Below are 25914 nucleotides of genomic sequence, written 5' to 3' on the forward strand. Positions count from 1 at the left end.
TCACTCTCCTTCGGATACGGAAGGGCTTGGCGGAACGGGGCTCGACGGAGCAGAGCCCGGCGGAGCAGAGGTCGGCGGAACGGGGTCGGAGGTGCCCGCCCGGGCCAGCGCGGCCACGATCCCGGCCACCTCGCGCACATGCGGCTCCTCCATCAGCGTGAGGTGGTCGCCGGGCACCGCGACGACCTCCACCACCCCGCCGGTCATGGAGTGCCAGCCGTTGGCCGGGTCCTCGTACCGGGTGCCCGCCGTGCTGTGCATCGGCAGGAGCACCTGCGGCAGCGGCTCGGTCGCCCGGAGCACGGTGATGTCGACGGACGCGGCATCGGGCTGGTACGTGAGCGTGGACCGCCAGTGCGCCGCGTACATCTCGAACAGCCGGCGCACCAGCGCCCCGTTGCTGTCCGCGGGCAGCACCCCCAGGTCGGCGGCGAATCCGGCGATGAACGTGAACTTCTCTTCGAGAGTGGTGAGTTCTTCGGGGACGTCCACCTTCGGGGCGTCGCCGCCGCGCCCCAGCAGCAGCAGTTCCCAGAAGAACCACCCGAGGAGCGCGTCGTCGGAGTACGCCACGCGCCGGGATTCCGGGCCGAGCGCGACGGTGTCCAGCAGGATGACCTTGCCGACCTCCTCCCCCGCCGCCCGCAGCTGGCGGGCCATCTCGAAGGCGACGAAGCCGCCGAAGGACCAGCCGCCGAGGGTGTACGGGCCTTCCGGCTGGACCCGCCGCATGGCGGCGATGTAGCCCGCGGCGATGCCGGGTATCGAGTTCAGCGGTGTGGTGCCCACATCGCCGCCGGCGGCCTGGAACGCGTACAGCGGCTGGTCCTCGGGCAGGTGCCGGGCGAAGGGGATGTAACACAGCACGTTGCCGCCCATCGGGTGGACGAGGAACAGCGGCCGTCTGGTACCGGCCGGGCGGATCGGTACGAGCGGATCGAAGCGCGGTGCGGTGGCACCGGACCGCAGCAGCTCCGCCAGGGCGGCCACGGTGGGTGCGGCGACGAACGCGGAGATGGGGACGGTGACCCCGTACCGCTGCTCGATCAGGACGACGAGCCGCATCGTGGTGATGGAGGTGGCGCCCAGCTCGAAGATGGAATCGTCGACCCCGATCCCCCCGACGCCGAGCAGTTCGCCGATCACGGCCGCGAGGGCGCGTTCCAGCGCGTCGCGGGGTGGCGTCGTGTCCCGCGGTACGGGCCGGGTGAGGGGCAGGGTGCGCAGCGCCTGGTCGTCGCGTTTGCCGCTCGGGGTCAGCGGCATGCGGGGCAGCCACTCGAAGTGCGTCGGGACCATGTACGGCGGCAGCGTCGTGTGCAGTTCCTCCCGCAGCCCGCGCAGGTCGGTCCGGTCGGCGGAGCCGACCAGGAAGGCGACGAGCGACATCTCCCCGGCCGCCTGCTCCCTGGCCACCACCGCGGCCTCCTGGACGCTGACGGCCGGGTGCCGGGCCGCGACGCGGCCGATGGCCAGTTCGGTCTCGGCGGGTTCGACGCGGTAGCCGCGCACCTTGACCTGGGCGTCGGAACGCCCCGCGCAGACGATGGCCCCACCGGGGAGGACGAAGCCCAGGTCACCGGTGCGGTACGCGATCCGGTGCGTGGTGCCGGTGCCGGTGTCGGTGTCGGTGTCCGGGGGGAGGGCGGCGAAGCGTTCGGCGGTCAGCTCCGGGTCGCCGAGGTAGCCGTCCGCGAGACAGACGCCGGAGATGTGGATTTCGCCCTGCACGCCGACCGGCACGGGGCGCCCCCGCCCGTCCAGTACCCGGACCTCGGCGCCGTCGATGGGGCTGCCGATCGGAGCGAGCGCGGGGAACCCGGCCGGATCGCCCGTCATGGTGTGGCTGGTCACCACGTGCGACTCGGTCGGACCGTACTGGTTCTCCAGGAGCGCTCCGGGCAGGGTGCCGAGGAACCGGCGGATCGCGTCGGTCACCCTCAGCTGCTCGCCGGAGGAGATCACCACGCGGAGCCGGCGCGGGGCGAGCCCGTGGGCGACCGATGCCTCGGCGAGTTGCTGGAGGGCGACGTACGGCAGGAAGATCCGTTCCACCCCGTCCGCGTCGAGCAGCCGCGACAGGGCGGCCATGTCCCGGCGCTCGGACTCGGAGACCACCCGCAGGGTGCCGCCGGAACAGAGGGTGGAGTAGATCTCCTGGAAGGAGACGTCGAAGCTGAGCGGCGCGTACTGCGCCGTGACGCCGCCGACGGCACCGCCGGCCTGCCGGGTCTGCCAGTCGATCAGGTTCGCCAGGGAGCGGTGCGGCATGGCGACGCCCTTGGGCCGGCCCGTGGAGCCGGAGGTGAACAGGATGTACGCGAGGCTGTCGGGATCGAGGGGGCCCGGCGGCAGAACGGCGGGCACGGGCTGGTCGGGCGCTTCCTGCTCGGGCGCGGGCCGGTCGGAGAAGAGCGACTCCGCCGGGAGGACCAGGCCGGGGTCGGCGACGAGGTGGGCACGGGAGTGCTCCGCGATCACCCGGAAGGGCCGGGCCCGCTCCAGCATGGTGGCGAGCCGGGCCCGCGGATAGCTCGTGTCCAGCGGGACGCTCGCGGCACCGGCCCTGGCGACACCGAGGATCACGGCGATCGCCTCCGGTGACCGGTCCATGGCGATCCCGATCCGGGCACCGGGCCGGACGCCGGTCGCGAGCAGCCGCCCGGCCACCCGCTCCGCGGCCCCGTCCAGCTCCCGGTAGGTCCACTGCCGGCGCTCCCCGCCGCTGCCGGCCATGACGGCGACGGCGTCCGGGGTCTCGGCGGCCTTCCGGCCGAAGAGCCCCACCACGTCGGCCGGCGCGGCGGTGCCGTGGCCCGCCCGGGAGGGCGCGGCGGGCAGGAAGTCGTGCCCGGGGGCCTCGTCCGGATGCGTGACGATGCGGTGGAGCACGTCCGCGTACGTGTCGGCGAAGAGCTCCGCCTGCGCCGGGGTGAACGTGCGGCCGTCGCCGTCGACCCGCAGCCCGAGGCGGCCGTCGACCGGGTCCGTGAAGGCGTTGACCAGCAGCTGGAAGTTGGTCTCCTCCCAGGCCAGGAAGGACTCCAGCCGGACCTCGGGCAGCCGCAGCACGTCGGAGAGCACGTGGAAGTGGACGTAGTTGAAGGCGGTGTGGAGCACGGTGGCGCCGCCGAGGTCCTCCTGCATCGCGCTCAGCGGATAGTGCTGATGGGCGTGGCCGGAGCGTTCCTGGTGGAACAGTGCCCGCACGGCTTCGAGCCGGCTGCCCGGGGCGGGACGGTCACGGCCCTCCAGCCGTACGGGGACGGTGTTCAGGAAGAGCCCGCTCATGCGGTCCGCGCCGTCCCGCTCCGGCCGGCCGTGGGTGATCAGCCCGACGGCGAGGTCCCCGTCGCGTGGGGAGAACACCTGCAGCGACTGGCAGTACGCGGCGAAGAGGACCGACTTCACGGGTACCGCGTGCCGGCGGGAGAACGCGCGTACCCGCTCGGCCAGTTCGGCCGGGAGCACGGCGTGGTGCACGACCGCCCGGCCACCGCGGGGCGGCTCGGCCGGGGCGAAGCCGTCGAGCCGCAGGGCCTTGGTGCCGGCGAGCACGCCCGCCCAGTGGTCCCGCGCGTCCCGGTCCGCGAGCGCCGCGCGCTCGGCCCGTACGTGGTGGGCCGGGCTCGGGTGCGGACCGGGCGGGACGGGGCCGATGTCCGCCCCGGCGGAGTGCAGGTAGTCCCGCAGGAGCTCGCTCAGGAGGCCCGCGACACTGCCGCCGTCCAGCAGGGCGTGGTGGAAGCTGAGGACCAGGTCGACGCCGCTCTCGCGGACGTGGGCCCGGAAGAGGTACAGCGGTGCCTTCTCGAACCGGTACCGGTGGAAGCGGCGTTGCTCGACATGCTCCCGGACGGCCGCGTCGGCCTCGTCGGGCCGGAGCCCCCGCAGGTCGACGGTCTCCAGGCCACCGGTGATGCCCGGGTGCACGACCTGCATCGGTTCCGCGCAGCCGCCGAGGTCGAAGGAGGAGCGGAGCGCGGGGTGCCGTGCGACCAGACGGTCGAAGGCCTGCCGGAAGCGGTCCTCGTCCCACGCCATCGCCAGGCGGTACTGGAACACGTCGTGGTAGACGGCGGAGTCCTCGTACTGGCGGCTGTGGTAGACGAGGCCGAGTTGCAGCCGGGTGAGCGGGAAGGCGTCGACGGCGCCCTCCAGCCGCGCCCGGTCCACCCGCGACACGAGTTCGAACGGAGCCGGTTCGGTGTCGGCCCCGGTGTCGGCGACCGTGGTGGCGCGGGCGGCGAGTGCCGCCACCGTCGGATGCCAGACGAGGTCGTTGAGCGCGAAGTGGATGCCGCGCCGCTCGGCCAGCGCCCGGATGCGGATCATCAGGATCGAGTCGCCGCCGAGGGCGTAGTAGTCGTCGTGGACGGAGATGGGCCCCGTGCCGAGCACCTCGGCCCAGATCCCGGCGAGGACGGCCTCGGCCTCGGTACGGCGGGAGGGGTCGTCCTCCCGCCGGTCGGAGCCCGGCTCCGGGTCGGGGAGCCGGTTCCGGTCGGCCTTGCCGTTCGGGGTCAGCGGAATCCGGTCGAGCGGGACGAGCCGGGCCGGGAGCATGAACTGCGGTAGGATCCCGGCCAGTTGCTCACGGAGTCCCGCCGGGTCGGGGGCGGGATCGCCGGCGACGTAGTACCCGGCCAGGAAGGCCCCCCCGTCCGGGCGGGTGCGGTGCACGACGACGGCGTCACGCACGCCCGGAAGCCGCGAGAGGGCGTCCTGGACCTCGCCGAGTTCGACCCGGTTGCCACGGATCTTGACCTGGTCGTCCACGCGGCCGAGATATTCGAGGTTGCCGTCGGCGAGCCGACGGGCGAGATCGCCCGTACGGTACAGCCGGCCGCCGGGCACGAGCGGCTCGGTGCGGAACTTCTCCCGGGTCAGTTCCGGGCGGCCGAGGTAGCCGCGGGCGAGCCCGACACCGCCGATCCACAGTTCGCCCGGGACACCGACCGGTTGCGGCGTCCCGTTGGGAGCCATGACATACAGGTCGGTGTTGTCGATGGGGCGCCCGATCGGGACCCTGGCGACGGGCCCGGCCGCTCCTCCGGGGCACTCGTACACCGAGACGTCGACGGTGGCCTCCGTCGGGCCGTACAGGTTGACGAGTACGGGCGGTTCGCCCGTCTCCCCGCCGGCGCCGAAGACCCGGTGGAACTGCTCGACCCGCGCCGGAGGCAGCGCCTCGCCGCTGCAGAAGACCCGGCGCAGCGTCCGGGCGCCGCCGCGGAGGCCGGGGTTCTCCTCCAGCAGGTCGAGGAAGGGGCCCAGCATGGACGGCACGAAGTGCAGCACGCTGACGTTGCGGTCCGCGACGCTCCGCAGGATCTGCCGGGGGTCCTTCTCGTCGCCCGGCGGCAGGAGGGCGACCCCCGCGCCCTCGATGCCCCACCAGAAGAGTTCCCACACCGATACGTCGAAGGAGGCGGGTGTCTTCTGCAGCAGAACGTCGTCGGTCCCGATCGGGTAGGCCCGCTGCATCCAGGCGAGCCGGTTCACCACGGAGTGGTGTTCGACCATCACGCCCTTCGGCTGCCCGGTCGAGCCGGAGGTGTAGATGACGTACGCGAGAGCGCGGCCGTCGCCGACCGGCTCCAGGGGGCCCTCCGGACCGTGCAGAAGGTCGTCGGTCCGGAGCACGGGGGCGTCCGTCGCCGGGAGGTCCGCGTCCGCGTCGACCAGCACGACCTTCGCCCCGCTGTCCGCCAGCACGAAGGCGACCCGCTGGGCGGGGTATCCGGGGTCGACGGGAACATAGGCGCCACCGGACTTGAGCACGCCCAGCACGGCGGCCAGTTGACGGGGGCTCCGCTCCATGAGGACGGCCACCCGGTCGTCCGGGCCGACACCGCGGGCTCTCAGCGCGCGGGCGACCTGGTTGGCGCGGGCATCGAGCCCGGCGTAGGTGAGCACGCCGCCGTCCGCCGCGAACACCGCGGGCTGGTCGGGCACCCGCGCGGCCCGCTCCTCGAACAGGCCGTGCAGGGTCTTCCCGGCGGCGTACGGCACCCGCGGACCACGGGCGAGGCGCAGCATCGTCTCCTGCTCGGAGTCGGTGAGCACCCCCAGTTCCCGGGCGGGGCGTTCCGGCTTTTCGAGCCCCTGGGTGAGGAGTTCGGTGAGATGCCCGGCCACCGAGGCGATGGGGAGGTCCGCGTCGAACACGTCCAGGGCATGGTTCAGGTCGATGGTCAGATCCGTCGTACCGGGGAAGACCGTGACGTTGACGGAGAGCGCCTCCCGGTCGTGCGGCGGCGCGAAGTGCCGGGCCGGCGCGATGTCGACGCCGTCCAGCCGGGTCAGCTGCTTCAGCGGCAGGTACGAGAACGTGACGTCGAAGAGCCTGCGCTCACGGGTCCCGGTGGCGGCGGTGAGCCCCCGTAGGGCCTCACCGGCCGGCAGCCGCTGGTGCTCCTGCAGCGCCGCGATCGATTCCTGCACGTCGGCGACGATGTCGGCGAGTGCCTTGTCTTCCGGTACGTCGATCCGCAGCGCGTGCGTGGTGGCGTACAGCGTGACCACCGCCAGTTCGTCCCTGGTCCGGCGGTTCAGCAGCGGCACCCCGACCACCGCGTGATCGGTCCGGTGGACCCGGGCCAGGTAGACGCCGAGTGCGGCCAGCAGCCAGGTGAAAGGCGAGCCGCCCTGCTTCTTCATGCGCTCGACGAGGTGGGCCTCGACGGTGAACGAGTGCTGGCCGAAGCCGGGACGGACCGGCGTTCCGGGCCCACCGCGCGCCGGAGCCGGGGCCTGGGTGGTCGCATCCGGTCGGCGGGGGAAGAAGGCCGGCTCCATGCCGGAGAGTGCGGCGAGGTGGAAGGAGTGGTCCTTCTCGTGGTCCGGGGAGGAGAAGTACGCGGCGCGTTCCCGGGCCACGGCCAGGACGGACGGTGCCGGTCCGGGGGTCGGGGGCCGCTCTCCCCTGCCGCGCCGGGCGTAGTCCTTCAGGATCTCGTTGCGGAGACGGTCGGCGGCCCAGCCGTCGACGAGGAGATGGTGGAACGTGATGTGGAGGTACTGGACGCTGTCGCTCTCGCGGAGCACCGCCGCTTCGAAGAGCGGGCGGTCGAACAACGGGAACGGAGTGGCTCTCGCGGTCTCGCGCCAGGCGCGGCACGCCGCGGCCGGATCGGGTTCCCGGGCGAAGTCGATCAATCGGACGACGGATTCCCCGGGCTCCGTGCCGGGGTGATCGGCCAGCCACTGTAAGGGGACGCCCTCGCGTTCGTCGAAACGCAGCCGGAAGGTGTCGTGGCGCTCCAGCGCGCGAACCATGCACAGCCGGAGAAGTTCGAGGTCCATGCGGCCGGTGAACCTCTGGTACATGGCCGTGACGAATTGCGGGCTGCCCGGCGACTGGGCCTCGGCGGCCCAGATGTCCAGTTGATAGGGCGTCAGTGGGCGGGGTTCGGTGGGCGCGTCGTTTTCCGGCGGTGGCACGGTCGATTCGGGCGGACTCTGCGAACTCATTACTGCATCCCCCTGCCTGTTGGTCAACGTCTTCACGGTCCGTTACACAGGTGAGCAAAGGTTTGTCGCGAGGCGGTCGACGATCCGGCGGCCGGACAAGGAAAAGCCGCCTGCGGCGAGCACCGGCGACGGTCGGCACGCTCGGCACGGGTGGAACACCGCACGGCGGCCGCAAAGGAGCGAATTCATCGCCGAAACAGCCGGTGTGACCCGGGATCGATTTTCGGGCGCTTTACCGCTGCCCGACCGCCTCGTGCGCCGGGCGGGAAACACCATTCATGATCCCGCGTGAAACCAGGGTCAGAACAGACGAATGCTTTCAAACAGCGTGATCACACGCCTCCCCGCCCCCTGGGTCTTGGCGATTTGGCGCAGCCAGGCGCCCCTCCCCGTCTGATGCAATCATCGCCGCCCCTAGGGATGATATGGAGATTTTCTAAATGCCGTCAAGAGAAAAATGGGGCGCGAGGGACGTGGACGAAGGTCTGCGCCGGTCGGGTCAGGGCCCGGCCGGCCGCCCGGTTCCCGCCCCGGGCGGGCGGCCCCTCCCGGTGATCACCGCTCGACGGGCGCCCCTGGTCCAGGGGGGCCGGCCGGTGCTCCGTGGGAGGCGAGGAGGTGTGCGACCGGATCGGCGCTGCCCGACGTGCTCAGTTCCTGCACCAGCTCGCAGTTCCTGGCGATCCGGTCGGCGACCCACGCGCGCAGCCACTCGGACAGCTGCGGAAGCGGCAGGTCGGACGGGGCCAGTCCGGCGAGCACACAGCCGGTTGCCGCCGCACCGCCGACGTTGACGACCACGTCCGGCAGTACGGTGTGACCGGACTCGCGCAGCAGCCGGCGGGCCGGTGCGGTGCAGCTCATGTTTCCGCCCTCGACCACCATCCGGGCCCGGACCGCGGGCACCGCGTCCTCGTCGACCGCGAAGGCGGATGCCGCCAGTACCAGCACGTCGGCGTCGACGTGCAGCCACGCCTGCCCGGGCCCGTGGACCCTGACCTCCGCGGGCAGCCGCGTCCGGTCGATCGTGCCGTCGCCGCTGGTGAGCGCGGTGAGTTCGGCGACGGGCAGTCCGCGCTGATCCTCGACGGTGCCCCGTACGTCGGCCACCGCCACCACCCGGTGGCCATGGGCGGCCAGGTGGCCGGCCACCGCGCGCCCGACGGTGCCGAAACCCTGGATCGCGATGCGCTGCGGGGTTCGCGCACCGGAGGCACGCAGCGCGCCGAGCACCGCGACGGCCACCCCGAACCCGGTGATGTCGGCCATGTGGTCCCACAGTTCGGCCCAGCCGACGGTGAGGCGGGTGGTGCCGGCCCGGCGGGCGACGTCGTATCCGGCGGCTTCGAAGGCCAGTTGCCGGTCGGCGTAGGTGGTGCCCTGGTCACAGCCCAGGTACACCCCGCCGTGCAGGAGCGGGGCGGCGGCGCGGCCGAACCCCCGCATCACCGTACGCCGCTCGACGGCGGCCCCCGGGACGGGCGCGATGCCGGCCTTGGCGCCACCGATGGGGAGGCCGACCAGCGCCAGCTTCTGGGTCATCGCCCTGGCGAGGTGGGCGAGTTCCCGCTCGGTCACCGTCGGGGTCATCCTGGTGCCTCCCAGGGCCAGCCCGTCGACCATGGAGTCGACGACGACCCATCCTCGCGCTTCGCACCCCGGCATGTTCAACGTGGTGGAGAGCATGGGCCCGGTCACCCGGCGCGCACCGGGCCGGGGCAGTGCCTGGTTCACCGCGCACCGGTTTCCGGAGCGGTCCGCAGGCTCCGGGGGCGCATGTCGGTCCAGACGCGTTCGATGTGCGCGAGGCAGTCGTCCTTCGCGCCGCGCACACCGACCTCGCGCCAGCCCGCCGGCGGCTCGCGGTCGGCGGACCAGATCGAGTACTGCTCCTCGTCGTTGACGACGACCTTCCACTGCTCGGGTGCTTCGCCGGTCATGCCGTTACCTCCAGGTGTCGGTGGTTGCACGGTCCGCCGGGCGGCGGGCCGGTGGGGCCGGTGGGGCCGGTTCGCGGCCGGCGCCGCGGCGGGCGTCGAAGTCGTCCAGCCAGCCCGGCAGGCTGGCGGCGCGCAGGAGGCCCGTCCCGATGAGCACACCGGCGAAGCCCTCCCGGAGCAGCCGGGCGGCGTCGTCCGGGCGCTGGATGGCACCGGCGCTCACCGCGCACCGGGTACCGCTGCTCAGCACCGCGGGCAGCAGCGACGTACTGCGCCCGAGGTCGCCCGCGCCGCGTTCGCGGGTGGCGATGTCCTTGTTGTTCACCGCGACCACGCACTCCTCGGCGCGTGGCAGGCGGCGGATCTCCTCCTCGGTGGTCACCTCGACGAACGGCGTCAGGCAAAGCCGCAGGCTGACGTCGATCAGGTGGCCCAGGGTGGACCGCGGCAGCAGCCCGGCGGTGAGCAGGACGGCGGACGCGCCGCTCTCGCGGGCCTGGACCAGCTGGCTCCGGCGGGTCAGGAAGTCCTTCTGCAGCACGGGGAGATCCGTCGCTTCCACGACCTCGCGCAGCAGGTCCCGGGTGCCGCCGAACCATCGCCCGGTCACGACGGAGAGGCACGGCGCGCCGGTGTCCTGGTAGTCGGCGACCAGGCGGGCGACCGATCTGCCGCCGAACAGATCGCGGCCATCGGCGTCCTGCCGCTTGAGTTCCATGATCACCGGTCGGCGGGCGTCCAGCAGCGCTTCGGCGAACCCGGCCGTCATGGGGCCGCCCCGGTGTCGTCCGGCGCCCGCCAGCCCCGCCGCACCGCCGTGACCCGGTCGGCCCGCAGCCGTCCGGCGGGGTCTCTGGCCGCGGTGTCCACGTCGATCCCCAGGAACAGGGGGTGTTCCACCACGGCCCGGTAGCCCTCCCGGTTGCCGGCCGAGATGCCGCCGGCGAGCAGGAACGGTCGCGAGATGCGGTCCGCGATCTCAAGGACGGCCCCGCGGTCCACCTGCCGCCCGGTACTGCCGATCCGGCCGTCCTCGGCGACCGCGTCCAGCAGGAAGAGGTCCGTTCCGGCCCGCTCGTACGCCGCGATCAGGGACCGCTCCGCGCGGGTGTCCGCGCCTACGTGCAATACCTTGATCACGTCGAGATCCGCGGCGCTCTTCAGCGCGCGGACCATGCCCGGCGACTGGTAGCCGTGCAGTTGGACGCACCGCACCCGTGCACCGGCCGCCGCCTCGCGCAGTGCCCCGGCGTCGTTGAGGAAGGTGACGAGTACCGGCCGCAGCCGGGCCGTGCGGTGCGCGGCCGCGGCCAGTACCGACAGCTCAGCGGCCGACAGCTCCGCCCGGCCCCCGGGGATGCCGTGCCACAGGCCGACGAGATCGGCTCCGGCGGTGTCGAGCACCTCCACGTCCCGCGCCGAGGTGGCTCCGCATATCTTGACCAGCATCAGGCGTCACAGCCCCATCATCGCCGCGATGCGGTTGCGCTGGATCTCCGAAGTACCCGAGTAGATCGGGCCGGCCACCGCGTCACGCACGTCCTTCTCCAGGCCGTACTCGGTCAGGTACCCGCTGCCGCCGAAGATCTGCACGGCCGCCAGCGCGGAGGCGAGGTTGCTCTCACTGGCGAGCAGCTTGCTGACGGCGATGTCCGTCGTGACGTTCTCGCCGTCCGTCAGCCGGACCGCCGTGTCGTAGAGCCATTTCCGCGCGGTGTCCAAGCCGATCCTCATGTCCACGATCTTGTTGGAGATCGACTGGTACGAGCCGATCGGCCGGCCGAACTGGACTCGTTCCTTGGCGTATTCGACGCAGCGGTCGAGCCGGTACCGCATCTGTCCGGTGGTGATGACGAAGGAGCAGAGGATCTCCCACTTCATCACGTGGTCCAGGATCAGGAACCCGGAGCCGACGCGGCCGATCACGGCGGACGCGGGGATTCTGCAGTCGTCGAAGTGCAGCTCGCCCAGCGGCGAGGTTCGCAGCCCCATCTTGCCGACGGGTCTCCCGACGAGCAGCCCAGGGGTGTCCCGCTCCACGAGGAAGGAGGTGATGCCGAGTGGCCCGCCGTCCGGGTGGGTGCGGGCGTAGACCACGAACACGTCGGCCACCGGGCCGTTGCTGACGAAGGACTTGCCGCCCCGCAGCACGAAGCCGTCGTTCTCGCGGGTCGCCGTGGTCCTCATGGCCAGCGCGTCGGAGCCGCTCTCGGTCTCGCTGATCGCGTGTGCCCCGATCGTTTCCCCCGAACAGATCCCGGGCAGGTAGCGCTCCTTGAGCTCCCGCGACCCGAACCGTTGCAGTGGAACGCCCGTACTGACCATGTGGGTGGCGACCGAGAAATTCAGTCCGCCGTCACGGCACTTCGCGCCGAGCTCTTCGAGCACGTACATGGTGGTGAGCAGATCCTGGCCGAGCCCGCCCCACTGCTCGTCGAACGGCAGACCCAGGATTCCGGACCCCTGGACCAGCTTCCACTCGTCCCGCGGAAACACGCCTTCCGCGTCCCGTTCGAGGTGGCCCGCGCTGAGCTCTTCGCACCAGCGGCCGAGCCCCTGGCGCAGGGCGGTCTGGTCGGCGTTCCATCCGATCACGTGTCAGCCCTGTCAGTACTGGGAGAAATCGGCCGAGTCCAGGCTGTGCCGTTCGCCTCCGCGCAGCGCGGGCGAGAACACGCACACCAGGCGGAGGTCCTCCTCCTGGCCGGCGATCAGGAAGTGGGCGTCATGCTGGTCGAGCGCGTAGAACGTGCCCGGTTCGATCGGGTGGGAGGTGCCGGCGGAATCCACCACCTCTCCCGTTCCCTTGATGCAGTAGCAGGCTTCCAGGTGACGCCGGTACTCCAGCCTCGACTTGGTCCCGGCGCGCACGGTGGTGTCCGTCATCGAGTAGCCCATGCCGTCGGATTCGAGAAGGAACCTGCGGCTGAGCCCATTGCCCCAGTCCACGGTCGTCACCTCGTCAAGGCGTCGGACAATCATCGGGTGTACCTCCTACCAGCTTGCTGAACAGGGTGAAAGGGTGTGCAGAAAGGCCTGGAACTCCTCGACCACGTCGGCCCGTTCGGCGAGGGCGTGCTCGATGCGGGCGACCCCGGCGCTGCCCACGACCGCGGCGTCGGCACCGAGGCCGTGCAGCACGGCGATGTCGGCCCCTGAGCGGACCCCGAATCCGACGGCGATCGGCACGGTGGCCGCTTGGCGCAACACCGCCAGTGCGGTGGCCAGTTCCTGGTGGCCGGTGGTGAGTGTGCCGCCGCTGCGGCCGTAGTGGGCCACCAGATACAGATACGCGGAGGCGCATTCGGCGGCCTCGGCCTTCACCTCGGCCGCCGACGTGGCGTAGCAGGTGGCGACCAGGGGCAGCCCGGCCTCCCGCACCGCTTCGAGACAGCTCGCCCGTAGCCGCGGCGGCAGGCCATGGACCAGCAGCCCGTCGGCACCCGAGTCGGCGACCCGGCGGACGAAGCCGGGCATGGACAGGGGTCTGACCGTGTGGCTCCAGTCGGCCAGCAGTGCCACCCGCAGGTGGCGCAGCCGGGGCAGGATCCCGCCGAGGAAGTCGAGCACCTCGTCGAGTCCGGCACCGCCTGCCAGTGCCCGTCGCGCCGACCGGCGGATGACCGCTCCGTCGGTGACGGAGTCGGGAAAGGGCACCGCCAGTTCCAGGCAGTCCACCCGGCGGTCGTCGAGCATCCGCATGAGGTCGGCCAGTACGGGCAGTGGCGGGTCTCCGGCGTTGAGGAACACCGCCAGGCCGGGCCGGTCCGGCGGTCGGCGCGCGAAGAACCCGCTCACCGCGCACCTCCCCCGTCCGCCGCCCTGCGCACCGGCCGCGCGCGCAGGCGATGGACGAGGTCGCGTGCGGCGCCGCCGCGCAGTACGTCTTCGGCCGCCTTGACCGCCTCCGTCCACTCGCCGATCAGCCCGCTCGCGACGGCCAGTGCGGCGGCGTTCAGCGCGACGGTCCGCGTCGCGAGCCCCGGACCGCTTCCGGACAGCACGCCGAGGAAGTGGTCAACCACCTCTGTCCTGCCACTGGCCGGCCGCAGTTCGGCGATCCCGCCGGAGGCCGGACCGGGAGCGTCGGCTCGCAGACGGATCTCGCCGGTGCCGTCATTGGTGTGGATGACGTTGTCGACGGAGCTGACCAGCTCGTCGATTCCCAGCCCGTTCGAGCACAGCCAGATCCTCCGGTCGGCAACGGTCGCGGCGACCTGCCGCAGAGCCGGCAGCAGCGAATGGTCCGAGACGCCCACGAGCTGGGAGGAGACCGGCATCGCGGCCAGGAAGGGGCCGACCGCGTTGATGAAGCCGCCGATCATCCGCAGATCCATCGGCACGATGCTCCTGGCCAGCGCCGCCACCTCGCGCGGGTACACGAAGTGCCCCGGGAAGGCGATGCCGAAGCGCTCCAGCATGGCATCGGTCTGCTCGTACGAGGTGGTCAGCCCGATGCCGAGACGGTCGAGCAGATCGAAGGAGCCGCAGGTGCTCGCATGGGCGCGGGATCCGGTCTTGACGATGCGGACACCCAGGACGGCGGCGACGAACGCCGCCGCCGTGGAGATGTTGAACGTGGCCGGCCCGCCTCCGGTGCCGACGATGTTGGCCGTGTTGTCCAGCCGGGCGGCGACCGCCGGCCGGCGCTCGTCGAGCGAGCGGAGCATCCCGATCAGCGTGTCCTGATCAGGCATCCGGGTGGACAGCGAGGTCAGCAGGGCCACCGTCTCGCCGGGCCGGAGAGCGCCGTCCCGCAACTGGTCCCAGAAGGACCGCCACATCTCCTGATCGACGGGGCGGTCGCGGCCGATCAGCGCACGCAGCACCTCGTGCACGGCTAGCGGGAGTCCGGCCGGCACAGCTGGGCGTGCTCGATGAACCTGCTGATCGAGCCGACGGAGCGGAAGCTGTCCGGGTCGAGGTCGAGGTCCTCGACGCACAGGTCGAACCGGTCCTCCAGCCAGGCCATCGTCTTGAGCAGACCGAGGCTGTCGATGACCCCGCCGTCCACGAGATCGTAGTCCGGGTCCAGCTCGCTCGCGCCGACGTCCGGCAGGAACTCCTCGATGATGAACTGCTTGACAACCGCGGCGTGTTTCACGTGGGCGTTCCTTCGTTTGGCTGTGCCGAGGAGCAGGCGCGCTCGACGAGCGTGTGGTCGATCTTTCCGGTGGACGTCCTGGGCAGCGGGTCGTCCACGATCCGCAGGGCCGAGGGGACGGCGGTGAGCGGAAGCCGCCGGGCACAGTGCTGACGTAGCGTCAGAGTGTTCAGCGTGCTGGCCGGGGCGCGTCGGACCACGCTTCGCAGCAGGCGGCCGGCCACCGGATCGGGCACCGCCACCACGGCCGCCTCGACGACGTCGGGATGGTCGAGCAGCACCTGCTCGACCTCATGGGTGTTGACCCGTACGCCGCGGACCTTGACCTGGTGGTCGTTTCGGCCTTCCAGGGTGATGCGGCCGTCCCGGTCGCGCCGCACGAGGTCGCCACTGCGGAAGTAGCGCAGTGTCTCCGGCCCATGGGGGTGGGTCGCGAACCTGTCCGTGTCCTGTTCCCGGCCGAGGTAACCGTCGGTCTGAAAAGGCGTCGCGACATGGAGCTCGCCGGTTCCCGGCCCGGTCAGGATCGTGCCGTCGGCGCCGACGATCACCGCGTGGACCCCGGGCAGCGGGCGGCCGATCGGGACGGGGGCGCCCGTCGGCTCGGTGCCGTCGACCTCGTACATGAAGCTGTCGTTGGTCTCGGTGCAGCCGTAGACGTTGTAGAGCCGCGCGTTGGCGAACAACCGTGGCAGTTCGGCGAGGCAGCGGGCGGGCAGGCTGTCACCGGTGAAGATGACGTGCTCGACCGTGTCGAGTGACCGGTCGCGTTCCGCGGCCGGGTCGATCAGCAGCCGGAAGAACATCGGCACCGCCTGGACGAGCTGGACCTCATGGCGGGAGACGAGATCGAGCAGGTGGCCCGCCTGGAGGGCCTGCGCCGGGTCGACCAGGACGACGCGGCCGCCGTGCCTGAGCGTGGTCCAGATGTCCAGCAGGCACAGGTCGAAGTTGAGCGGGGCGTAGTTGAGCACCGTCGTTCCCCGACGGATACCGAACTGCTCGCCGGCCCAGGTGGTGAAGCGGTCCACCGCCCCCGTGCTCAGTGGCACGATCTTCGGCTGTCCGGTGGAGCCGGAGGTGGTGAACATGAAGGACACGTCGGCCGGCTCCGTGCGGCGTGGCGCCACCAGACCCGTCGGCCCCGTCGGCCCCGTCGGCGGATCCGACGGAACCGGCCCGGGCCCGGAGGCCGGGGGGCTCTCCGGCGACAGCACGTGCCGGATGCCGGCCTGCTCGAACAACCCGTGCGGCGATCGCGGCGCCGGTGCCGGCAGCAGCAGGAAACGCCGCCCTTCCATCAGGCAGGCGAGCACCAGGGCGATCGCCGCGGGCGACTTGGCGGCCAGGATGCCGATCGGCTCGTCCGCCTCCGGGGCGAGCCGGGTGATCCGGACGCGCTCCCGGTCCGCCAGCTCATGGAGTTCACGGTAGGTCGTCTCTTCTCCGTGCCACACCAGCGCCGGATCATCAGGGTGACCGGCGGCGTGCGAGACAAATGAACTCACCAGATTCTGCTGCGGCATCATGACTTCTCCGAGTCCAGGCAACGGGTTCACTCAAATAATTCGGACCCAATGACGACCCGGTACGAAAGGGCCCTGCCCGACCGGCCCCCGGCGGCAAAAGAACTATCACATGGCACCTGCCCCGCAGAAGTGGGTTCACAGAAGCCGTCGATGACTGCACGTCAGGGCAGACTGCGCTGCCCGTCAGGGCGATGCTATCCGTCGAGCGTGTTCGATCAACATAAGTTCCCTGGTTGATCGGCGTAAAGATCCCTTGACGCCCCCTTTCCCCCCTCTTGATCTTGCGGAGCGGGACGAGCGTCACCTAGCATCCGCCGTACTGTTCGCAAAGTGGCGAATCAGCGAGGGGATTTCCATGTCGTCGAAAGTTCCCCGATCGCCGTGAAAGGTGGACCCGTCATGCCTGGCCCCGATCGGCACGTGAACGCTCCGGCAGTACTGTCGTTCGCGCAGCAACGACTGTGGTTCCTCGACCAGTTGCGGCCGGGCCGGCCGGACCACAACGTCCCGACCGCGGTTCGCCTGCGGGGCCGGCTGGAACAAGCGGCGCTCGTGCGGGCGCTGACCGAAGTCGTGCGACGCCACGAGGTGTTGCGCAGCAGACTCGTCGTCGTACACGACAGCCCGTACCAAGTCACGGAGCCGGACGAGACGTTCGTGCCGACGATCACCGATCTGACGCACTTACCGGCGGCGCGGGCGCGGGAACGGGCCCACGAGCTGGTGGCCGCCGACGCGGCGGTCCCGTTCGACCTCGGAGCCGCGCCGATGCTGCGGGCCCGGCTGATCCGAACCGCCCAGGACGACCACCTGTTGCTGCTGGTGATCCATCACATCGCCTGTGACGGCTGGTCGCTGTCGGTGCTGTGGCAGGAGTTCTCCGCCGCGTACCGGGCCGCCCTCGACGACCGGCCGGCCGCCTTGCCGGAACTGCCCGTCCAGTACGCGGACTTCGCCGACTGGCAACGGAGCCACCAGGCCGGCGCGGCACTGAACGACCAACTCGCCTACTGGCGTGAGCGGCTGGCCGACCGGAGCCCTGTGGCGTTCCCGACGGACCGGCCCCGCCCCGCGCTCTGGTCGGGCCGGGGCGACCAGGTCGGGATCGAGATCCCCGCAGAGCTCACGGACCGGATCCGGGCGCTGGGGCGCACCCACGAGGTGACGCCGTTCATGACGCTGCTGGCCGCCTTCCAGGTCCTGCTCGCGCGCTGCACGGGACAGCCCGACGTGCCGGTGGGGACACCGATCTCCGGGCGGACCCGGATCGAGGTGGAGCCACTGATCGGCTTCTTCGTCAACACGCTCGTCCTGCGTACCGACCTGTCGGACGACCCCGGCTTCACCGACGTGCTCGCCCGCGTACGGCGACACGCGGTGGAGGCCTACGCCCATCAGGACGTTCCCTTCGAGCGGCTGGTGGAGGAGCTACGGCCCGAACGCGACCTCGGCCAGCACCCGTTGTTCACGGTCATGTTCCAGCTGGACGAGCCGTCCGCGCTCCCGGCCGGCCTTCCGGGGCTTGAGGTGAGTGCCCATCAGGTCCCCAACACCGTAGTGAAGTTCGATGTCGAGGTCGCCATGACGGACTGCGGTGATCACTTCACCGGCGTGGTCCGCTATGCCGCCGATCTGTTCGCTCCCGAGACGATGCGGCAGCTCGCCCAGGACTTCCGTTCGCTGCTCGACCACCTCGTCGACAGCCCCGAGCGGCCGATTTCGGCGTGGCAGCCCCCGCTCGGCGTCCGCGTGAGCCGGTTCGGTCCCGCGGCACGGCCCGACGCCCCGGAGCCCGATGCCGGGCAGGCCGGGCAGACCGGTGCTCCCTCCACCGAGACCGAGCTTCTGGTGCTGGAGACCTGGGCCGAGGTGCTCGGTGTCACCCCGGAGGGCGTGCACAGCGACTTCTTCGAGCTGGGCGGGCATTCGCTGCTCGCGTCGAAGATCATGTCCCGCCTCGGCCGGGCGCTCGACCTCGAACTGCCGGTCGCCCTGCTCTTCTACCACCCGACCGTCGCCGAACTGGCCGACGGCATCGACGCGGCGCTGCTGGCGGACCTCGGCGCCGCCGCCGAAGCGGCACCGCTTCCCGCCGGAAAGGTCCAGCAGCCGTGAAGGCGCAGCACAGTCGACCCGGGCCGGACGAGCCGGCCGGCTCCGCGCCGGCCACCGCACGGGCGCTGCTCGACCAGCGCGTACGCGCGGCCCGGAGAAGGGCCGCCGAGGGCCGCACGGGAGCCACGGGAGTAGCGGGAGATGCGGGAGACGCCGTCCCGCCCCGCCCCGAGGGCGCCCAGGTGGCGTCGTTCACCCAGGAACGCATGTGGCTGGTCGAGCGGCTGTCCGACGGCCCCGCGCTGTACAACGTCCACGAGGTCTTCCGGCTGCGCGGCCCGCTGGACGTGGCCGCCCTCGGCCACGGCCTCACCGATCTGGTGCGGCGGCACGAAGTCCTGCGCACCGTCTTTCCCGAGCAGGACGGGCGCCCCCGGCCCTCGGTCTCGCCGGTCCGGCCGATCGAACTGCCCGTCACGGACCTGCGGTCCGAGCCCGCGGAACTCCGGACGCGGCGGGCCCTCGATCTCGTTCACACCGAGATCCTGCGCCCGTTCGACCTGACCGCCGCCCCGCTGCTGCGCGCCTCGCTGCTGCGGATGGACGAGAACGACCACGTCCTGGTGGTGGTGGTCCACCACATCGCGGTCGACGGCTGGTCGATGCCGCTGCTGTGGGACGACCTGTCCACGATGTACCGGAGCCGGCTGGAAGGCCGGGAGCACGAGCTGCCGCCCCTGCCGATCCAGTACGCGGATTTCGCCCACTGGCAGCGGAACCGGCTCTCCGGTGACCGCCTGCGAAGCCAACTGGACTACTGGAAAACACAGTTGACCGGCCTTTCGCCGCTGGACCTGCCCACCGACCGGCCCCGCGGGCCGGTCCGCTCGGGCCGGGGCGAGCGGATCACCTTCACGGTGCCCGAAGAGCTGGCCGAGCGGTTGCGACGGGTGGGCCGGCGGCACGGCGCGACGATGTTCATGACGCTCCTCGCCGCGTTCCAGGCCCTGCTCGCCCGCTGCAGCGGACAGTCCGACGTGGCGGTCGGCACACCGGTCGCGGGCCGGACCAGGCCTGAACTCGATCCGCTGGTGGGCTCGTTCATCAACACCCTGGTCATCCGCACCGACCTCGCGGACGACCCCGGCTTCTCCGATCTGCTCGACCGGGTCCGCCGGACCGCCGTGGACGCCTACGCGCACCAGGACGTGCCGTTCGAACGGCTGGTGCAGGAGCTGCGGCCGGAGCGCGGCCTTGACCGCAATCCGCTGTTCCAGGTGATGTTCGCGGGCCTGTCCGACCCGGCCGCCGCCCTGCGGCTGGCGGGGGCGGAGGCCGAACAGATCGACGTCGACAACGGCACGGCCAAGGTCGATCTCAGCCTGGTGGTGGCCGACCGGCCGACCGGGACGACCGGCACCGTGGCCTTCGACACCGATCTCTTCGACCGCACGACCGTGGAGCGTCTGGTCGGCCACTACCTGCGGCTGCTGGACAGCGCGTCGAGCGATCCCGGCCGTCCCGTCTCGCGCCTGGACCTGCTCACCGATGCCGAGCGCGAGGGGCTGCTGGTGGCGGCCAACGCCACCGACGAGCCCTTCCCCTCGGATCTCTGTGTGCACGAGCTGGTCGAGGAGCGGGCCCGGCTGACCCCCGACGCGGTGGCGGTCCGCTGTGGCACCCACCGCCTGACCTACCGGGAACTCGACCGGCGGGCCAACCAGTTGGCCCGCCATCTACGGGCCAGGGGCGCGGGCCCGGAACGCCTGGTCGGCGTCTGCCTGCCGCGCTCGGCGGACCTGGTCGTGGCCCTGCTGGCGGTCCTCAAGTCCGGCGCCGCCTACCTGCCGCTGGACCCGGATCTCCCGGCCCGGCGCATGTCGTTCATGCTCGCCGACGCCGAGGTGCCGCTGCTGCTCACCCAGCGGTCCCTGAGCGACCGGCTCCCGCGGAACAGCGCCGCGACCGTCTGGATGGACGCCGAGGCACGGCTCATCGCGGCCCTGCCCGAGGACCGGCTGCCGGCACTGGCGACGCCGGCCGGCCTCGCGTACTCGATCTACACCTCCGGTTCGACCGGCCGCCCCAAGGCCGTGCTGGTCCCGCACGAGGGCGTGGTCAACTACCTGGTGGTCCGCGGCCGGCAACTGGACCTCAGCGGGGCCGATGTCGTCGCCTCGGTGGCCTCGATCTCCTTCGACGTCATCGTTCCCCAAGTGCTCATGCCCCTGGCCTGGGGCGCGAGCGTGGTGATCGCCCCGTCGGAGGTCGCGGTCGACGGGCCGCGCCTCACGGAGATGATGCGCGAGTTCGGCGTCACCACGCTCATGGCCACACCGGCCACCTGGCTGCTGCTGCTGGACAGCGGCTGGAAGGGCGGCAGCCGGTTCCAGGCGATCTGTGTGGGTGAGCCGCTCCAGCCACGGCTCGCCCGGCGGCTGCTCGACGTGGTTCCCACGCTGTGGAACGGCTACGGCCCCACCGAGGCGTCCGTCGGCTGTGTCACCCGGCGGGTGGACGCCGAACGGGATCTGGGCCGGCCGGGCGGGTCGGTGCCCATCGGCCGCCCGCTCGGCAACCTCCGGATCTACCTGCTGGACCGGGCCGGGGCCCCGGTGCCCGTCGGCGTGCCGGGTGAGATCCACATCGGCGGGGTCGGCGTCACCCGGGGGTACGCCAACCGGCCGGGACTGACCGCCGAGCGGTTCGTCCCCGATCCGTTCGGCGGCGGCGGCGGACGGCTGTACCGGACCGGTGACCTGGCCCGGTATCTGCCGGACGGCAACCTCGTCTTCCTCGGCCGGACCGACGAACAGGTGAAGATCCGGGGATACCGCATCGAGCTGGGCGAGATCGAGGCCGCGTTGTGCGCGCGGCCCGGTGTCGCCAGGGCGGCGGTGACGGTACGGGGCAGCGGGACCGACGCCGAACTGGCCGGCTACGTGGTGTGGCAGGACCGGCCCGGCGACCCGGCGGCCCTGCGGCGCTCGCTGCGCGAGACCCTGCCGGAGTTCATGGTGCCCGCGACGCTGACCGTCCTCGACCGGATCCCGTTGACCACCAACGGAAAGGTGGATCGCGCGGCCCTGCCCGCGCCCGCCCGCCGCGGTCCCGAGGAGGGCGTGCTGCCGCCGCGGGACCGGCTGGAACTGCTGATGACCAGGATCTGGGGGCGGGTGCTGAGCACCCCGCGGGTCGGCGTGCGGGACAACTTCTTCGAGCTGGGCGGACATTCGCTCAGGGCGGTCGAGCTCGTCGAGGCGATCCGGCGGGAGTGGGGCGTCACCGTGCCGCTGAACACGGTGTTCCGTCATCCCACCGTCGAGGGCCTGTGCGCGGAACTGCCCACCGCGTCGGCGGCGCTGCGGCGGCTCGTGGTTCCGCTGGTCGAAGGAGACCGACGCGGGGCGCCGCTGATCCTGGTGCATCCGCAGAGCGGTGACGTGTGCTCCTTCCTGCACCTGGCCGAACACCTCACGGCCGGACACCTCACGGCCGGGCGGCCCGTCTACGGCCTGGAGGCCGTCGGCTACAACACCGACGAACAGCCGCCGGCCACCGTCGAGGAGCAGGCCGAGCGCTACCTGCGGGAGCTGCGGGCCGTGCTGCCCGACGGCCCGTACCTGTTGGCCGGCTGGTCCTTCGGCGGGCTGGTCGCCTTCGAGATGGCCCGTCTGCTGGAGGAGCAGGGGCACCCACCGGGGTTCCTCGGGATCATCGACGTCGGAGCGCCCGGCTCCATGGGCCCGTCCGGCGACCGTGACACGAGCGAGGCCACCCGGTTCACGATCGCCGCCGGGCCGCCGGCCCACGCCGTCGACGAACGGGACGACCTCGACGAGCGGGACGCCATCGCGCTGCTGCTCCACGACGCACACGTCCGCGAGCTGCTTCCCGCGCGGGTGCGGACCGAGCAACTGCGACGCATGGCGCGGGTCTTCACCGCCAACGGCGAAGCCGCCGGCCGCTACCGCTCAACGGCGCGGCTGCGTACGGCGATCCACCTGTTCACGAGCGCCGAGACCCACCCCACGCTCGGCAGCCCGGTGGTGGTTCCCGCGCTCTGGCAGGAACACACCCAGGGGGCGCTGAGCGTGGTCGAGGTGCCCGGCAACCACCACGACATGCTGTCGCCACCGCACGTCGCGTCCTTCGCCGGCGCGCTCTCGGCGATCCTGGAGGAACTCGGATGAGCCACGGACACGAGCTGCCGTTGTCGTCGGCGCAGTCCGGCATCTGGTACGCCCACCATCTGCGCCCCGGCAGCCCCGCCTACAACACCGGCGAGTACCTGGACATCCCCGGGCCGGTCGACGCGGAGCTGTTCGAGGCGGCGCTGCGGCGCGTGGTGGACGAGACCGAGTCGCTGCGCGTCCGCTTCACCGACGGCGCCCAGGGCCCCCGGCAGGTCGTCACCCCGTCGCCCGACTGGTCGCTGCACCGGGCCGACCTCACCTCGGCGCCCGATCCGCTGCGGGCGGCCGAGCGGTGGATGCGCACCGACCTGGCCACCCCGGTCGGGCTCACCCGCGACCCGCTGTTCCGCCAGGCCCTGTTCAGGATCGCGCCGGACCGCTTCCTCTGGTACCAGCGCGTCCACCACATCGTGGTCGACGGCTTCAGCATGTCGCTCATCGCGCGCCGCGTCGCCAGGACCTACACCAGGCTGGTCGAGGGCAGGGCCGGCGCAGGACCGGCCTTCGGACCGCTGAGCCTGCTGCTGGCGCACGACGCGGCCTACCACGCGTCGGAACAGCCCCGACTGGACCGGGAGTTCTGGGCGGCCCGGCTGGCCGGCCGACCGGACCCGGTCAGCCTCGCCAGCCGGTCGGCGCCGGTCTCGGACGGCTTCCTGCGTCGTACCGGCAGCCTCTCCGCGCCCACCGTGGCCGCGTTGCGGCGGGCCGCACGACCCGCCGGAGCGAGCTGGCCCACCGCCTTCATCGCGACGGTCGCCGCGTACCTCCACCGCCTCAGCGGCGAACGGGACGTCGTGCTCAGCATGCCGGTGACCGGGCGTACGGGATCCTCCGCGCCGGCCGTCCCCGGCATGGTGGCGAACGTGGTACCGCTGCGGCTGCGCGTGCGCCCGGACCAGGGCCTGTCCGCGCTCGTCCGGCAGGCGACCGAGGAGATCGGCGCCCTGCGCCCGCACCAGCGCCACCGCAGCGAGGACCTGCGCAGGGAGCTGGACCCGGCGCGGTCGGAGCGGGTCCTGTTCGGCCCCGTCGCCAACATCATGTCCTTCTACTACCACCTGGACTTCGCGGGCGTACGGGCCACCGCGCACAACCTGTCCAACGGGCCGGTCGAGGATCTTTCGTTCTCCGTCTACGACCGGTCCGACGGCACCGAGCCCCGGTTCGACCTCGACGCGAACCCCGCGCTCTACTCCGAGGCCGAACTCACCGCCCACCAGCGGCGGTTCCTGCGTTTCCTGGACTCGGTCACCGCCGATCCGGACCAGCCGGTCGGCCGGCCGGACATCCTCACCGCCGAGGAACGGCACCGGACGGTCGTGGCGGGCAACCGCACCACGCGTCCGCTGCCGCACCCGACGGTGCCGCTGGCCTTCGCCGCCGAGGTCGCGCGCACCCCCGGTGCGCCCGCCGTGGTGTCCGGGGAAACCACCCTGACCTACGCCGAGTTGAACGCCCGGGCCAACCGACTGGCCCACCGGCTGGTCTCGATGGGGGTCCGCTGCGACAGCACGGTGGCCGTGCTCATGGAACGCTCCGCCGACGTGGTGGTGGCGGTCCTGGCGATCAGCAAGGCCGGCGGCGCCTACGTACCGCTGGACGCCCGGTCCCCGGTGGCCCGCCTGCGGCACGTCATGGCCGGGACCGGGGCGGCGGTGCTGCTCACCCATCGAGCCACCCAGGACCACGAGCTGACCCGCGGCACACCGGGTGTCGTCGTCGACGCCGACCCCGGCCTCGCCGGAGAGCCGGCCACCGACCCCGTCGTACCGCTGCGCCCGGACCACCTGGTGTGCGTCCTGTACACCTCGGGGTCCACGGGCACACCGAAGGGCGTGGCCCTGAGCCACCGCAATGTCGTCAGCCTGACCTCGCAGCGTTCCTGGCGGGGCGGGAGCGGCCCCCGGGTGCTCGCGCATTCCCCGCACGCCTTCGACGCCTCGACCTTCGAGTGGTGGGTGCCGCTGCTCAACGGGGGCCAGGTGGTCGTGGCCCCGCCCGGCGAACTGGCGCTCTCGGCCCTCCACCGGCTCATCGCCGATCACCGGGTCAGCGCGCTGTGGCTGACGGCCGGGCTGTTCCGGGTGTTCGCCGAGGAGTCCCCCGGCGCCCTGGCCCGGGTCGGCCAGGTGTGGACCGGCGGTGACATCGTGCCGGCCGACGCGGTTCGGCGGGTGCTGGAGCACTGTCCGGACTCCGTGGTGGTCGCCGGATACGGCCCGACCGAGGCCACCACGTTCACCACCCGCAGGGTGCTCCGCCCCGGTCGGGCCGTGCCCGACGTCGTGCCCATCGGCCGGCCGGTGGACAACAGGCGTGTGTACGTCCTGGACGAGGCGCTGTCGCCGGTGCCACCGGGGGTGGCCGGTGTGCTGTACGTCGCCGGTGCCGGTGTGGCGCGCGGGTACCTGAACAACCCCCGCCTGACGGCCGGCCAGTTCGTGCCGTGCCCGTTCGGCGAACCGGGCGGGCGGATGTACCGCACGGGCGACGTGGTCCGCTGGAACCCCGATGGCGAACTGGAGTTCCTCGGCCGGGCGGACGAGCAGGTCAAACTCCATGGTTTCCGCATCGAGCCGGGCGAGATCGAGGCCGTGCTCGCCGGGCATCCCGGGGTCGCCCAGGCGACCGTGGTCACCGGCACCAGTGGTTCGGACGACAAGCGCCTGATCGGCTACGTCGTCCCGGCCGGGGGCTCGGGGCTGGACCCGGCCTCGTTGCGGGAGCACGCCGCCGCGCTCCTGCCCGACTACATGGTGCCCTCGGTGATCGTCACGCTCGACGCCCTCCCCCTGACCCCCAGGGGGAAGATCGACCGGGCCGCGCTGCCCGCCGTGGACCTCGCACCGGCACCGTCCGGGCGAGGGCCGGGAAACCCGGCGGAGCAGGCGATGTGCGCGCTCTTCGCCGAGGTGCTCGGTCTCTCCCCGGTGGGCGTCGACGACGGTTTCTTCACGCTGGGCGGCAATTCCCTGCTCGCCACCCGGCTGATCAACCGGGTGCGGGTGCGGTTCGGCCGTGAACTCACCCTGGGCGCCCTGTTCCAGGCACCCACGCCGGCCCGGCTGGTCGAAGCGCTCGACGGCGCCCCGGACGCCGCGGCGGTACCGGATCTCGCCCCGCGAACCACCGCTCCGACAGCGATCACAGGAAGCACCTCGTAATGGTCCACACCCTCCCCCACCCCGACGGAACCCCGGCGGCCCAGGCGACACCGGCGCCCCAGGCGCTGGGGGTGTCCCAGATCCGCCGCTACTACCAGCTCGTCGACGCCGGAGACGTGCCCGCGCTGGTCGCCCTGTTCACCCCGGACGCGCGCTACCACCGGCCCGGGTACCGGCCCATGGTCGGGCATGCCGAACTGGAGCGCTTCTACCTCGACCAGCGGGTGATCCGTACCGGCGCGCACACCCTGGCCACCGTGGTCGCGACCGATGACGAGATAGCGGTGCACGGCCTGTTCCGCGGCGTACTGCACGACGGCGGCGAGGTCGAGCTGCGGTTCGCGGACTTCTTCCGGATGACGCCGCAGGGCCGCATCGCGGCGCGGGACACCTTCTTCCACGTCCCGGCGGTCTGAGCCGGTGGACGCCCCCGGTGGCACCGCGAAC

At 72.1% G+C, this 25914-nt stretch carries 15 protein-coding genes; 4 read left to right on the plus strand and 11 right to left on the minus strand.

Going from position 1 to position 25914, the window contains the following annotated elements:
• From ACIQIB_RS30915 to ACIQIB_RS30965, 11 genes are all read right to left on the minus strand, one after another.
• Entirely contained in the window at positions 1 to 7476 is a 7476-nt protein-coding gene (locus tag ACIQIB_RS30915) for an amino acid adenylation domain-containing protein (protein WP_400762059.1), read from the minus strand.
• A gap of 555 nt (positions 7477 to 8031) precedes the next feature.
• A complete protein-coding gene (locus tag ACIQIB_RS30920) occupies positions 8032 to 9162 on the minus strand; it encodes a Glu/Leu/Phe/Val dehydrogenase dimerization domain-containing protein (RefSeq protein WP_363609475.1) in 1131 nt (376 codons plus the stop codon).
• 44 nt (positions 9163 to 9206) lie between these two features.
• Positions 9207 to 9416 carry an MbtH family protein gene (locus tag ACIQIB_RS30925; RefSeq protein ID WP_400659250.1) on the minus strand — a complete coding sequence of 70 codons (210 nt, stop codon included), beginning with the start codon at positions 9414 to 9416 and terminating at the stop codon, positions 9207 to 9209.
• Positions 9417 to 9420: 4 nt separating this feature from the next.
• Complete coding sequence (locus ACIQIB_RS30930) at positions 9421 to 10185, minus strand: indole-3-glycerol-phosphate synthase (RefSeq protein ID WP_363609471.1); 765 nt, start codon at positions 10183 to 10185, stop codon at positions 9421 to 9423.
• Positions 10182 to 10865 carry an N-(5'-phosphoribosyl)anthranilate isomerase gene (locus ACIQIB_RS30935; protein ID WP_363609469.1) on the minus strand — a complete coding sequence of 228 codons (684 nt, stop codon included), beginning with the start codon at positions 10863 to 10865 and terminating at the stop codon, positions 10182 to 10184. The genes ACIQIB_RS30930 and ACIQIB_RS30935 overlap by 4 nt, the downstream gene beginning before the upstream one ends.
• Before the next feature lie 6 nt (positions 10866 to 10871).
• The gene (locus ACIQIB_RS30940; protein WP_363609467.1) at positions 10872 to 12011 is read right to left on the minus strand and encodes an acyl-CoA dehydrogenase family protein; all 1140 of its coding nucleotides are present in this window, start codon (positions 12009 to 12011) and stop codon (positions 10872 to 10874) included.
• Positions 12012 to 12023: 12 nt separating this feature from the next.
• Positions 12024 to 12398 carry an ectoine synthase gene (locus ACIQIB_RS30945; RefSeq protein ID WP_363609465.1) on the minus strand — a complete coding sequence of 125 codons (375 nt, stop codon included), beginning with the start codon at positions 12396 to 12398 and terminating at the stop codon, positions 12024 to 12026.
• Between the two features lie 12 nt (positions 12399 to 12410).
• Entirely contained in the window at positions 12411 to 13214 is an 804-nt protein-coding gene (trpA, locus tag ACIQIB_RS30950; protein WP_363609463.1) for a tryptophan synthase subunit alpha, read from the minus strand.
• Entirely contained in the window at positions 13211 to 14254 is a 1044-nt protein-coding gene (locus ACIQIB_RS30955) for an anthranilate phosphoribosyltransferase (RefSeq protein ID WP_400762061.1), read from the minus strand. The genes trpA and ACIQIB_RS30955 overlap by 4 nt, the downstream gene beginning before the upstream one ends.
• A 2-nt stretch (positions 14255 to 14256) precedes the next feature.
• A complete protein-coding gene (locus tag ACIQIB_RS30960) occupies positions 14257 to 14520 on the minus strand; it encodes an acyl carrier protein (RefSeq protein WP_363609459.1) in 264 nt (87 codons plus the stop codon).
• Complete coding sequence (locus ACIQIB_RS30965; RefSeq protein WP_400762063.1) at positions 14517 to 16046, minus strand: AMP-binding protein; 1530 nt, start codon at positions 16044 to 16046, stop codon at positions 14517 to 14519. The genes ACIQIB_RS30960 and ACIQIB_RS30965 overlap by 4 nt, the downstream gene beginning before the upstream one ends.
• A gap of 402 nt (positions 16047 to 16448) precedes the next feature.
• Here ACIQIB_RS30965 and ACIQIB_RS30970 point away from each other — a divergent pair, with 402 nt between their 5' ends.
• The 4 genes from ACIQIB_RS30970 to ACIQIB_RS30985 are packed head-to-tail and all read left to right on the plus strand — an operon-like array spanning position 16449 to position 25883.
• Entirely contained in the window at positions 16449 to 18164 is a 1716-nt protein-coding gene (locus ACIQIB_RS30970) for a condensation domain-containing protein (RefSeq protein ID WP_400762065.1), read from the plus strand.
• Positions 18161 to 22297: an amino acid adenylation domain-containing protein gene (locus tag ACIQIB_RS30975; protein WP_400762067.1), complete on the plus strand. Its 4137-nt coding sequence runs from the start codon at positions 18161 to 18163 to the stop codon at positions 22295 to 22297. The genes ACIQIB_RS30970 and ACIQIB_RS30975 overlap by 4 nt, the downstream gene beginning before the upstream one ends.
• Positions 22294 to 25467 (plus strand): amino acid adenylation domain-containing protein, encoded by a 3174-nt coding sequence (locus ACIQIB_RS30980; protein ID WP_400762069.1) that lies wholly within the window; start codon positions 22294 to 22296, stop codon positions 25465 to 25467. Before ACIQIB_RS30975 ends, ACIQIB_RS30980 begins: the two co-directional genes overlap by 4 nt.
• Positions 25467 to 25883 carry a nuclear transport factor 2 family protein gene (locus ACIQIB_RS30985; RefSeq protein ID WP_400659232.1) on the plus strand — a complete coding sequence of 139 codons (417 nt, stop codon included), beginning with the start codon at positions 25467 to 25469 and terminating at the stop codon, positions 25881 to 25883. The genes ACIQIB_RS30980 and ACIQIB_RS30985 overlap by 1 nt, the downstream gene beginning before the upstream one ends.
• Positions 25884 to 25914 lie beyond the last annotated feature (31 nt).

This window comes from Kitasatospora sp. NPDC092286, assembly GCF_044755565.1.
Taxonomy (GTDB): domain Bacteria; phylum Actinomycetota; class Actinomycetes; order Streptomycetales; family Streptomycetaceae; genus Kitasatospora.

Coding starts and splice junctions, on each gene's coding strand:
- ACIQIB_RS30915 (WP_400762059.1), bottom strand. CDS start 7,476: ATGAGTTCGCAGAGTCCGCCCGAATCGACCGTGCCACCGCCGGAAAAC.
- ACIQIB_RS30920 (WP_363609475.1), bottom strand. CDS start 9,162: ATGCTCTCCACCACGTTGAACATGCCGGGGTGCGAAGCGCGAGGATGG.
- ACIQIB_RS30925 (WP_400659250.1), bottom strand. CDS start 9,416: ATGACCGGCGAAGCACCCGAGCAGTGGAAGGTCGTCGTCAACGACGAG.
- ACIQIB_RS30930 (WP_363609471.1), bottom strand. CDS start 10,185: ATGACGGCCGGGTTCGCCGAAGCGCTGCTGGACGCCCGCCGACCGGTG.
- ACIQIB_RS30935 (WP_363609469.1), bottom strand. CDS start 10,865: ATGCTGGTCAAGATATGCGGAGCCACCTCGGCGCGGGACGTGGAGGTG.
- ACIQIB_RS30945 (WP_363609465.1), bottom strand. CDS start 12,398: ATGATTGTCCGACGCCTTGACGAGGTGACGACCGTGGACTGGGGCAAT.
- ACIQIB_RS30965 (WP_400762063.1), bottom strand. CDS start 16,046: ATGCCGCAGCAGAATCTGGTGAGTTCATTTGTCTCGCACGCCGCCGGT.
- ACIQIB_RS30970 (WP_400762065.1), top strand. CDS start 16,449: ATGCCTGGCCCCGATCGGCACGTGAACGCTCCGGCAGTACTGTCGTTC.
- ACIQIB_RS30980 (WP_400762069.1), top strand. CDS start 22,294: ATGAGCCACGGACACGAGCTGCCGTTGTCGTCGGCGCAGTCCGGCATC.
- ACIQIB_RS30985 (WP_400659232.1), top strand. CDS start 25,467: ATGGTCCACACCCTCCCCCACCCCGACGGAACCCCGGCGGCCCAGGCG.